The sequence below is a fragment of the Streptomyces sp. 7N604 genome, assembly GCF_052245475.1.
Classification (GTDB): domain Bacteria; phylum Actinomycetota; class Actinomycetes; order Streptomycetales; family Streptomycetaceae; genus Streptomyces.
In genome coordinates this window covers 185,333-196,635 of the sequence record NZ_JBQQBX010000015.1, presented here as the reverse complement: position 1 = coordinate 196,635, position 11,303 = coordinate 185,333, and the positions used below count along the sequence as shown (strand labels likewise).

Annotated in this window: 9 protein-coding genes; 5 read left to right on the top strand and 4 right to left on the bottom strand. The window is 72.1% G+C overall.

The features are described 5' to 3' along the window. A partial coding sequence (locus tag ACTWP8_RS18540; RefSeq protein ID WP_443323249.1) for an integrase core domain-containing protein occupies positions 1-127 on the top strand: 127 nt, incomplete at its 5' end. On the opposite strand, the gene ACTWP8_RS18535 is transcribed toward ACTWP8_RS18540, so the two are convergent. Then, positions 124-984, bottom strand: coding sequence for a DUF4184 family protein (locus tag ACTWP8_RS18535; protein ID WP_443323238.1), 861 nt, complete (start codon positions 982-984; stop codon positions 124-126). The two genes, ACTWP8_RS18540 and ACTWP8_RS18535, sit on opposite strands and share 4 nt — an antisense overlap. Before the next feature lie 258 nt (positions 985-1,242). On the opposite strand from ACTWP8_RS18535, the gene ACTWP8_RS18530 reads away from it, so the two are divergent. From ACTWP8_RS18530 to ACTWP8_RS18520, 3 genes are all read left to right on the top strand, one after another. Beyond that, the gene (locus ACTWP8_RS18530) at positions 1,243-2,973 is read left to right on the top strand and encodes a lytic transglycosylase domain-containing protein (protein WP_443323237.1); all 1,731 of its coding nucleotides are present in this window, start codon (positions 1,243-1,245) and stop codon (positions 2,971-2,973) included. Positions 2,974-3,180: 207 nt separating this feature from the next. Then, the gene (locus tag ACTWP8_RS18525; RefSeq protein ID WP_443313478.1) at positions 3,181-3,315 is read left to right on the top strand and encodes an SPW_0924 family protein; all 135 of its coding nucleotides are present in this window, start codon (positions 3,181-3,183) and stop codon (positions 3,313-3,315) included. Positions 3,316-3,332: 17 nt separating this feature from the next. Next, positions 3,333-4,334, top strand: coding sequence for a DUF3068 domain-containing protein (locus ACTWP8_RS18520; protein WP_443323236.1), 1,002 nt, complete (start codon positions 3,333-3,335; stop codon positions 4,332-4,334). Positions 4,335-4,372: 38 nt separating this feature from the next. On the opposite strand, the gene ACTWP8_RS18515 is transcribed toward ACTWP8_RS18520, so the two are convergent. Together ACTWP8_RS18515 and ACTWP8_RS18510 are read right to left on the bottom strand one after the other, a co-directional pair. After that, on the bottom strand, positions 4,373-7,246 hold the full coding sequence (locus ACTWP8_RS18515; protein WP_443323235.1) for an ATP-dependent RNA helicase: 2,874 nt from the start codon (positions 7,244-7,246) through the stop codon (positions 4,373-4,375). Positions 7,247-7,312: 66 nt separating this feature from the next. Then, the gene (locus ACTWP8_RS18510; protein WP_443323234.1) at positions 7,313-8,116 is read right to left on the bottom strand and encodes a class I SAM-dependent methyltransferase; all 804 of its coding nucleotides are present in this window, start codon (positions 8,114-8,116) and stop codon (positions 7,313-7,315) included. A gap of 353 nt (positions 8,117-8,469) precedes the next feature. Between ACTWP8_RS18510 and rpsA the strand changes: the two genes are divergently transcribed. Further along, a complete protein-coding gene (gene rpsA / locus ACTWP8_RS18505; protein WP_443313482.1) occupies positions 8,470-9,969 on the top strand; it encodes a 30S ribosomal protein S1 in 1,500 nt (499 codons plus the stop codon). A gap of 148 nt (positions 9,970-10,117) precedes the next feature. Here rpsA and ACTWP8_RS18500 read toward each other — a convergent pair whose 3' ends face one another. Next, positions 10,118-11,152: a right-handed parallel beta-helix repeat-containing protein gene (locus tag ACTWP8_RS18500; protein WP_443323233.1), complete on the bottom strand. Its 1,035-nt coding sequence runs from the start codon at positions 11,150-11,152 to the stop codon at positions 10,118-10,120. Positions 11,153-11,303: the final 151 nt, after the last annotated feature.

Sequence of the window (11,303 nt, the reverse complement as noted above, 5' to 3'; positions counted from 1 at the left end):
AGAAGCCGAACGGCAGGCCGCGTTTCCCGACTGGCTGGACTGGTACAACTACCACCGACCCCACACCGGAATCAGCGGCCAAACCCCAGCCAGCCGCGTCACCAACCTCTCCGGTCAGCACAACTAGCCCCTGTCTGGCTGTGGGCATCCGTTCCGCCCCGCGGAACGCATGCCCACAACAGGGCGCATCCGTACCGCCGCTGCGTAGAGCGGCAGGCTCAGGGCGAGGCCCGCGCCCGCGCCGAACATCACCGTGGGCACGTAATCGAGCAGCGAGGCGTCCTCGGCGATGGCCGTGATGGCCGCGTACGAGCGGACACAGCGGTGCACGACGCCCGCGAGGACGCCCAGCGCCAGCACCCCCGCCGCGAGCAGCCGTTCGCGCGACGTCAGGCCCGGTACGGCCGTCGGCGCCGGGGCGTCCGCCGGCAGCCCGCGCACCGCCCCGACGAGGAACGCGGCGATCACCAGCAGCGCGAGCGCGGAACCGCCGTACTGCGCGTACAGATAGAGCGGAAAGCCCGCCACCACCTCGCCCAGCACCGGCAGGATCCGCATCCCCCAGCGGTCCAGGTGCGTGAAGGCGTCCCACACGATGTGCGTCGCCGCCCCGAGCACGGCCGACACCCAGAACCAGAAGGCCAGCGGCGCGATCGGCCTGCCCCGCCACGACCGGCCGCGCGCCAGCGCGTACGCACGGCCCTGCCAGGCCCGCGGCAACAGCGCCACCAGCGGTTCGCGCAGCAGCAGCCAGCCCCCCACCAGCACCGCCGACACGAGTGCGTCCACGGTGAGCACACCGGCGGGCGAGTGCGTGAAGTCCCCGTACAGCATCGCCCCGGGAAGGACCGTGTCGGCGAAGTACGTCATGTCGGGCGCGAACGAGCCCGCGACGAGCGCCGAGGCGACCAGCGGCCCGCGCCCCGTACCGTCACGTCGTATCCCCGGCAGCACAGCCGCAGCATGGCTGAGCGTGAACGGCATACGTTCCCCCTCGTTCCCGTTCTCGATCGGTCTTGATCACCCTTGCGCAGTCTCGCCCAGTATGCGGGTGAGCGGGGTTCGCCACCTTGGGCACCCACTCCGCGCCAAAGTGGTGAAATTCCGGGCAGGGAACGGTGACTCAGGGCGAGAAGTTGCCGTAGTGTCACCAGCGTTCGCGCGCGGGGGAGTACGGGGCGGGCGCGGCGCAGCAGACCAAGGCGGGGGCGGACCCCCGCACGTACAGGGGAGGACGCACGTATGGCAGCGCAGTTCGGCCGGCGGCTGCGGAGGGGAGCGGCCACGACAGCCGTGGCGGCCCTCGCGATGGCGGCGCTCACCGCGTCCCAGGCACCCAGTCTGCTGAAGTCCGAGCGGCAGTCGACGAGTGATCCGTCGCCCGCCGCCGACACCTCCATCGACGGCGGCTCTCCGTACTACACGGACCTGCCGCCGCTGAACACACCGGACAAGCCCGGCACTTCCATAGATCTGCCCGGTGACGGCACGGGCGCAGCCGAATCGGGCATACCGGCGACCGTTCTCGATGCGTACAAGAAGGCCGAGGCCGCGCTCGCCCAGAGCCACCCCGGCTGCCACCTGCCCTGGGAACTGCTCGCCGCCATCGGCAAGGTCGAGTCCGGGCAGGCGCGCGGCGGGCGCGTGGACGCCGAGGGCACCACCATCTCGCCGATCCTCGGCCCGCAGCTCAACGGCAAGGGCTTCGCCAACATCAGCGACACCGACGACGGCGCGTACGACGACGACACCGCGCACGACCGCGCCGTCGGCCCGATGCAGTTCATCCCGTCCACCTGGGCGAAGTGGGGCGCCGACGGCAACGGCGACGGCGACGAGAACCCCAACAACGTCTACGACGCGGCGCTGGCCGCGGGCCGTTACCTCTGCGCGAGCGGCCGCGATCTGTCGGTCGAGGCCGACCTCCACCGGGCGATCCTCGGCTACAACCACTCGCAGGAGTACCTGCGGACGGTCCTGTCGTGGTTCGAGTACTACAAGAAGGGCACGCACGAGGTGCCCGACGGCACGGGCGTGCTGCCCGCCGGAACCGGCCCCGGCGGAGACGGCGACGGCTCGAAGGGCGGGGGCAAGGGCACCGGAAAGGGCTCCCCGGGCTCGCCGTCCGGGGAAGGCGGCAAGAGCCCCTCCACGCAGCCCCCGAAGACGGGCGGTACGCCCACCCCGTCGCCCCGGCCAGGCGAACCGGGCGAACCAGGCGAGCCGAGTGAGCCGGACCAGCCCACACCCACCGAATCCGTCACCGCCCTTGAGCGCGTCGGCGCGCAGGAGCTGACCGCCACGGCCGGAGGCGAGTTCGCCGACCTGCCCCGGGTGCGGGCGGAGAACGCGGCGGGCAAGCCGGTCGCCAAAGCGCGCGTGCAGTACGAGATCCGCGGCGAGACGGAGGCGCGCTTCCCCGACAGGGCGACCCGCGTCACCGTCCTCACCGGCAGCGATGGCACTGCCATCGCTCCGAAGCTGCTCGCGGGCGAGAAGGCGGGCCAGTTCACCGTACGGGCCACGGTCGTGGGCCGCGGTCTGCCCGGCGTCGGCTTCGCCGCCACCGTCACGTCCCGTCCCGCGCCCGACCCGCAGGCCGACGCGCTGGCCCGTACCAGCGACGAGGCGCTGAAGGCCGAGACCGCCAGCGAGTTCGCGGAGACGGTTGAGGTCGAGGCGACCTACAAGGGCGAGGCCGCCGCGGGCGTGCCGGTGACCGCGACCATGGTCACCTCCGACGACCCGGACCAGCCGGTGGTGAACGACAAGGGCCCGTACTTCAGGGACGATGAGGGCAGGACGGTCCGTGCCCTCAAGGACCTCAAGACGGACTCCAGCGGCCTCCTGAAGCTGCCGAAGATCTTCACCGATGGCAACGCGGGCACGTTCCACCTGCGGCTGACCACAGCGGACGGCGCGACGCTGACCATCGAGCTCACCGTCACGGAGCCGGCTGCCGCGGGACAGTAGCGCCCGGCCGGCCCCTCGCCCGTACCGTCCCCGCCGCACCGCTCGTCTGCCCCCACCGGCCTACCGGCCGCCGGAGGGCAGGGGAGCGGTGCGACGTGTTCTCTTCTGCGCCCCCCGTTGCTACGGTGCCCCCATTCGGGCGCCCTGACGATCCGTCAGGGTGCCCGGAAGGCTTCTGCCTTGCCCCCACACACCGGGAGGCCGACCATGCGCGCCCTCGCAGCCGCCGCCATCGGACTGGCCGCGGCCCTCGCGCTCGTCTTCACCATCACGGCGATCGGCGCGCCCAGCGGCCGGACCTCCCCGAAGCCGCTGCTGACCACCGTTCCCGAACACCCGTAGAGGGAGGGCACACTGCCATGCGCCGCACAGCGAGCCTGGTCCTGCTCGCCCTCGCCGTCTTCTGTACCGCCCTGTCGCCGCTCCTGCGCTGGTACGCCTTCCCGCGCCTCGCCAAGATCCCCCCGAACCAGTACCAGGAGATGGTCCTCGAGGCGAAGGACGCCACCCTCCTCGACTACGGCATGATGCTGCCGAAGACCGTCCCCAAGGTCACCATCGTGCAGACGCTGAAGGGCAACGTCGAGGCGTCCGAGAAGATCGAGCGGACCGCCGGCCGCGACGTCGTGGTCTGGGACGGCCTCTCGTACGTGGTGGGCCCGGACGGCAAGATGGTCTCCCGGATCCCCGAGCGCTACATCTTCGACGCCCACACCCAGGAGCCGGTCCACGCGGACGGCGAACACGTCGACGGCGACCGGGTCCGGCGCGAGGGCATCGAGTTCAAGTGGCCCTTCCTCACCGAGAAGCGCGACTACAACTACTTCGACGCCCAGGCGCGCATCTCCGCCCCCATCCACTACAAGGGCACCCAGACCTTCCGCGGCATGGAGGTCTACTACTTCGAGCAGACCATCCCGTGGACCAAGGTCCCGATGCCGAAGAAGATGCCGGTCAAGGGCATCACGCCGGAGTCGGTCGCGAAGACGGGCACGACCCGCTGGTACACCACCAAGCGCATGTTCTGGATCGACCCCACCACGGGCGCACCGGTCAACGGGCAGGAGATCCACAAGGAGGAGCTGCGCGGCGGCACGCTGCTCGGCGACCGCGACAAGGTCACGGCGTTCGCGGGGCATGTGAAGATGCGCGAGGACTACATCGACTACACGGTCGACCTCGTGAAGTCCCAGCGACAGCTGGTCCTGCTGATGACGTCGTATCTGCCGTGGGGCTTCCTGGGGTTCGGGGCCGGCCTGCTCGCGCTCGCTCTGGTGCTGGAGGCGCGCAGCCGACGGCGCGGAGGCCCTGGCGCGGCGTCCGGGAAGCGCACGCCGGAGCCGGAACCGGTCAACGCCTGAACGCCTGAATACCTGAACGGACTTCCTGAACGCCTCGACTATTGCCGGCGGTTGGTACGCGCCGTGGTATGGCGCGTCGGCTCGGCGGAGGCCGGGTCCTCCGGCCACGGGTGCTTGGGGTAGCGGCCGCGCAGCTCGGCCCGTACGGACCGGTATCCGTCGCGCCAGAAGGACGCGAGGTCGGCGGTGACCGCGGCGGGGCGCCCGGCGGGGGAGAGCAGATGGACGAGCAGCGGTACGCGCCCGCCCGCGATCCGCGGAGTCTCCTGCAGCCCGAACAGCTCCTGCAGCTTCACGGCCAGCACCGGCTGACCGCCGCCGTAGTCGATGCGTACGCGGGAACCGCTCGGCACCTCCAGCCGCTCGGGCGCCAGCTCGTCGAAGCGCACCGCGTCACCGGTGGTCCACGGCAGCAGCCGGGCCAGCGCCTTGCCCCCGTCCACCCGCTCCAGATCACCGCGCTTCTGCGCGCGGTCCAGTTCACACCCGAGCCACTCGTCCGGGTGAGCGAGGAGCGCGGCATCCGACACGTCGGGCCACGGCTCGCCCAACTCCCGGTGCAGAAAGGCCAACCGCCGCCGCAGCTCCGCCGCCTCCCGCGGCCAGCGCAGCATCCCGAGCCCTTCGCGCCGCAGCCCGTCCAGCAGAGCGGCCCGCACCTGTGCCGGGTCGGACGCGCCCAGCGGCCGTACGAGCAGTTCGATCGCGCCGAGCCGCTCCACCCGCCGCGCGACCACGTCGCGCCGCTCGGCCGACCAGACGACCTCCTCGCCGCCGGAGAGGAGCGGCGCGGCCGCGATCCGCGCGGTCTCCTCACCGACCACGGCCGCCAGCCGCACGCGCGCGGACGCGGCGGCCACGGGCCGGTCCGCGACGGCCACCGCCAGCCACTCCGCGTCCCCGAGCCGCGACCCGCCGGCCGTCTCGGCCCCGGTCCCGGAGGCCATGAGATACGCCCCGCCCCCACGCCGCCGCGCCACCCGCTCGGGGAACGCGAGCGCGGCGAGCAGCCCCGCGACGTCGTCTTCCGTCAACCGGCCGGTGGCGGTGTCCTGGCGGCGTGACGCCCCGCTGTCCGGCGGCGGCACCGCCCGTTCGCCGCCGTTCCAACCTCCCGAACCGGGCTCGGAGGCGGCCCCGCCGGGCCCGGCAGTCCCGCCCGACCAGGACCCGCCCGTCGCCCCACGCGCGCGTGGCGCCCCGGCCTCCGCTGGGGCGTACGCGTCGTCGTCGGCGGGCGGCGTCGCCGAGGCGGAGGGGCTGGCGTCCTCACCACCCGCGGCGACGGGCGATGTGCGTTTCGCCCCGTCGCGAGCGGCCGAGCGCAGTGCGGACTCCAGGCGCCTGGCCTCCGCGCGCCAACGGGCCGCGTACGGGTCGCCGCCGCGGCGGGCCGTACGCCAGGCCGCGGCCAGGTCGTCGCCGTACTCACGGGGCGGCTCCTCCGACAGCAGCGCGACCACCTCCGCCGCCCTGCGCGCGCCCACCTCGGGTGCGCCGTCCAGGAGGGCCCGGGCGAGCCGCGGGTGGACGCCCAGCCGGGACAGCTGGACGCCGCGCGCGGTCGCGCGCCCGTCCGCGTCCACGGCCCCGATCGCGCGCAGCACCTCGCCCGCCGCGGCCATCGCCCCGCCCGGCGGCGGGTCGAGCAGCGCGAGCCCCGAGGCGTCCGGCTCGCCCCAGCACGCCGCCTGCAGCGCGAAAGCGGTCAGGTCCGCGACCTTGATCTCCGGCGAAGGCCACCGCGGAAGCCGCGCGTCCTCCTCCTCGGCCCAGCAGCGGTAGACCGTGCCGGGCGCCTCGCGCCCCGCACGGCCCGCGCGCTGCCGGGCCGCAGCCTGCGAGGCCCGTACGGTCGTCAGCGCGCTCAGCCCGCGCGCGTGGTCCGTGCGCGGCTCCCGTGCCAGACCCGCGTCCACGACGACCCGCACGCCCGGCACCGTCAGGCTCGACTCGGCCACCGCCGTCGCCAGCACGACACGCCGTACGCGCCCGCCGCCCGCCAGCACCGCGTCCTGGACGTCCGCGGGGGCCCGCCCGTGCACCTGCAACACCTCGGCGCCCGCCCCGCCCAGCCGCCCCGCCACGCGCGCGATCTCCCCGACGCCCGGCAGGAAGCAGAGGACGTCGCCGACCCGCTCGCTCAGCGCCCGCCGCACGACGGCCGCGACGTGCTCCAGCAGGGCGGGGTCCACCCGCATGCCGTGCGGCGGGCGTACGGGACGTGGCGGCGGCGCCCATACCACCTCCACCGGGTGCGACACGCCCGGCGCCTCGACCACCGGCGCGCCCCCGTCACCGGCGCCTCCGTCACCCGCGCTCCCGTCCCCCGAGCCGCCGCCGAGCAGCCGGGCCCAGCCCGCCGCGTCCGTCGTCGCCGAGGCCGCGACGAGCCGCAAGTCGGGCCGCAGCGCCTCCCGCACGTCCAGCAGGAAGGCGGCCGCCGTGTCGGCGTCGAGGTGCCGCTCGTGGCACTCGTCGAGGACGACGACGTCGACCCCGGCCAGCTCCTGGTCGCGCTGCAACCGCTGCAGCAGCACGCCGGTCGTCACCACCTCGACGACCGTCCCGGGCCCGGCGCGCCGCTCGCCGCGCACGCTGAACCCGACCCTCCCCCAACCTTCGGCCGGGGGTGCCCCCATACCGACCTCCTCGCCCAGCAGCCACGCCATGCGCCGCGCGGCGGCCCGCGCCGCGATGCGCCGCGGCTCGGCGACGACCACGCGCCGTACGGGCCTCTCGCCCGCGGGCCCGTCGTCCAGCAGCCCCGCCAGAGCCAGCGGCACCAGCGTCGTCTTGCCCGTCCCGGGCGGCGCGCACAGCACGGCGGCGCCGCGCGCGTCCAGCGCCTCCTCCAGCGCGGGCAGTGCCGCCTTCACGGGCAGCTGCTCCAGCGCGTCCCTCCGTATCACCCCGCCAGTCTCCCAGCGCTGCCCAACGCGTCCCGCCCTCCCCGGCCGGAGGCCGGCCGAAGCGCCTCAGTCCCTGACGCACACGAAGATCGCCGTGCCCGGGATCAGATGCCCCCGCAGCGGGGACCAGCCGCCCCATTCCTGGTCGTTCCAGTCAGGCCACTCCGGCTCCACGAGGTCGATCAGCCGGAAACCGGCCGCCACCACGTCCCGTACCCGGTCGCCCACCGTCCGGTGGTGCTCCACGTACACCGCACGCCCCGACTCGTCCTGCTCGACGTACGGCGTCCTGTCGAAGTACGAGGCCGCCACCGACAGTCCCTCGGGGCCCGGCTCGTCCGGGAAGGCCCAGCGGATCGGGTGGGTCACCGAGAACACCCAGCGCCCGCCGGGCCGCAGCACCCGCCGTACCTCCCGCATCACCCGCACTGGGTCGGCGACGAACGGCAGCGCCCCGTACGCGGAACACGCCAGGTCGAAGGACCCGTCGGCGAAGGGCAGCGCGCCCGCGTCGGCCTGCACCAGCGGAACGTCACCGCCGATCCGCCGCGCGTGCTGCAACTGCCGGTGCGAGATGTCCAGGGCGACCGGCCTGGCGCCCTGGGCGGCCAGCCAGCGCGAGCACTGCGCCGCGCCGGCCCCGATCTCCAGGACGCCCCGTCCCTTGAGGTCCTCCGCCGGGCCGAGCAGCCCGGCCTGCTCCTCGTCGAGCCCCTCCGGGCCCCAGACGAAGCGGTCGTCTCCGAGGAACCCGCCGTGTTCCCGCTGGTATTCGTCCGCGTTGCGGTCCCACCAGCCCCGGTTCGCCCGGCTGCTCTCCGTGTCCCCCGCGCCACGCCGAGTGGCCTGGGCTTCGTCCTCTTGGCTCATCGCGCCTGTCGTCGTAATGTTCGCTCGAACCTGTAGCTGCTAAGAGCAGTGCGCAAAGCAGTGTGCGTTGTGTCGGGTATGGGGCTTGAGTTGGCTTATGCCCCTGGTGCGCTCTTCGCGCATTGACCATGCCCGGCTGCCCCCGTATGCTACAAGTTGCGCTGCGGGCCTGCGCACCTCAGACGTAGCAGGCTGCGCTCGCATCTGTTGTATGTCCCCTCGGTTGTCGAGGCGCATTTCCGACCCTGTGGAAGGATCGCGTCTCCTGGCTGTCCGGCTTCGGCGGTGCGATAACGGGCTCCCGGCGTGAGCAGTACCTACGACTCAATGTCCGTACCGGAGCCCTTTCCCACATGACGAGCAGCACCGAGACCCCCGCCACCCCGCAGGTAGCGGTCAACGACATCGGTAACGAGGATGCCTTCCTCGCCGCGATCGACGAGACGATCAAGTACTTCAACGACGGCGACATCGTCGACGGCGTCATCGTGAAGGTCGACCGGGACGAGGTCCTGCTCGACATCGGTTACAAGACCGAGGGGGTCATCCCCTCCCGCGAGCTCTCGATCAAGCACGACGTCGACCCGAACGAGGTCGTGGCCGTAGGCGACGAGATCGAGGCCCTTGTTCTCCAGAAGGAGGACAAGGAAGGCCGCCTCATCCTGTCCAAGAAGCGCGCTCAGTACGAGCGGGCCTGGGGCACGATCGAGAAGATCAAGGAAGAGGACGGCATCGTCACCGGTACCGTCATCGAGGTCGTCAAGGGTGGTCTCATCCTCGACATCGGCCTCCGCGGCTTCCTCCCCGCCTCCCTGGTCGAGATGCGCCGCGTCCGCGACCTGCAGCCCTACGTGGGCAAGGAGCTCGAGGCGAAGATCATCGAGCTGGACAAGAACCGCAACAACGTGGTTCTTTCCCGCCGCGCCTGGCTGGAGCAGACCCAGAGCGAGGTCCGCCAGACCTTCCTCACCACCCTCCAGAAGGGCCAGGTGCGCTCCGGCGTCGTCTCCTCCATCGTCAACTTCGGTGCCTTCGTGGACCTGGGCGGCGTCGACGGTCTCGTCCACGTCTCCGAGCTGTCCTGGAAGCACATCGACCACCCGTCCGAGGTCGTCGAGGTCGGCCAGGAGGTCACGGTCGAGGTCCTGGATGTCGACATGGACCGCGAGCGCGTCTCCCTGTCGCTGAAGGCGACCCAGGAGGACCCGTGGCAGCAGTTCGCCCGGACCCACCAGATCGGCCAGGTCGTCCCGGGTAAGGTCACCAAGCTCGTTCCGTTCGGTGCGTTCGTCCGCGTCGACGAGGGCATCGAGGGTCTGGTCCACATCTCCGAGCTGGCCGAGCGCCACGTGGAGATCCCGGAGCAGGTCGTCCAGGTCAACGACGAGATCTTCGTCAAGGTCATCGACATCGACCTCGAGCGCCGCCGCATCAGCCTCTCGCTGAAGCAGGCGAACGAGGCGTTCGGCGCCGAGCCGGCGGCCGTCGAGTTCGACCCGACCCTGTACGGCATGGCTGCCTCGTACGACGACCAGGGCAACTACATCTACCCCGAGGGCTTCGACCCGGAGGCCAACGACTGGCTGCCGGGCTACGAGAAGCAGCGGGAGGAGTGGGAGCGCCAGTACGCCGAGGCGCAGGCGCGCTTCGAGCAGCACCAGGCGCAGGTCATCAAGTCCCGCGAGGCCGACGAGCAGGCCGCGGCCGAGGCCGGTCAGGCCGCTCCGCAGGGCGGCGGCGGCCAGGGCGGCGGCGGCTCGTACTCCTCGGAGCCCCAGGACAACTCCGGCGCGCTGGCGTCGGACGAGGCCCTGGCCGCGCTCCGCGAGAAGCTGGCCGGCGGTCAGAGCTGACTGCTCGCCGCTAGGCAATAGCCGGTAACACAAGGCCCGCCCCCCTTGGCAGGGGGGCGGGCCTTGTGTTTTCCACGCACGCGGGGGTGCCTGGGTCAGGGGTGGGGCGGGGTGGGGTGGGGTGGTACATGTCCCGCCCGCGGGTCGGTCAGTCGTCGACCGGTACGCCCGGATTGACCAGGCCGCGGCCACCGGTGACCGTGTTGCTGCTGGTCACCGTCGTCTTGCAGGACGAGCTGTAGTTGAAGGCGTAGATCGCGTAGCGCCCGGAGCCCGTGGCTCCGGTCAGGTCGGAGCGGTTGCCGCGGAAGACCGTCCCGCAGCCCCACCCTTCCTGCTGCGTATGCACCTCGAAGCCGTTGTTGGTCGTGTTCTTGCCGGAGTTGTTCTCGACGACGTAGTCGTTGCCCTTCACGTCGATCCACGAGTCGTCGTAGTGGTTGCCGGTCAGTCCGCGCCCGTCGAACGTGTTGCCGGAGACGAGACCGCCCGTCGTGCCCTCCTTGAGGTCGATGGCCTCGCCGCCGACGTCGGGGCCGATCGTGTTGCCGAGGATCCGCACGTTGTCGCTCTTGTCGGAGAGCGTGTTGGCGGTGCCGACGTACACCCCCTCGCCCATGCCGCGGTCGTTGTTCCCCGTGTCGTAGATCGTCGAGTTCTTGATCAGGCCGTTCCTGCTGGACTTGCGGAAGTGCACGCCCTCCATGTCCAGGCCGTGGACGGTGACGGAGTCGATGACGACGTCGTTCGCGCCGTCCATCATGATCCCCTTCTGGCCGCCGGTGACGGTGATGCCCTTCACCGTCCAGTACGAGGCGCCGTCGAGGTGCAGCCCGTAGCCGCCGCCCGCCGTGAGCACGGCTTTCGAGGAGCCGGTGAGTGTGATGCGGGAGGACGCGCTGCCGGTGGCGGTGGTCTTGAAGTTGCCGTTGTACGTGCCGTCGGCCAGCTGGATGGTGTCGCCGGGCTTGGCGGCGGCGAGCGCGTCCTTGAGTTGAGCGGCCGTGGACACCGGGATGACGGCCGCGGGATTGGCCGGAGGACCGGAGGCGGGACCGGCCGCGGGGCCGGCCTGGGCGGCGTCCGCGCATGTGCCGGTGGTCAGTAAGGCGCTGCAGCCGAGCGCAGCGGCGAGTGGGGCGGTCAGCAGCATGCGGCGGCGCGTGCGCGTGGGGGAGCGCATGGCGGGTTCCTTCCTGCTTCACGTGGCGGCGCGTTCGACGTGTTTCTCTATATGAACGACAGTCGCGAATCTGAACACCTTGGTGGCTGGCGAAACTAGGCGCATCGCACGAACACGTCAAGACCTGCGTCAACACGTACCGCCGCTGGGG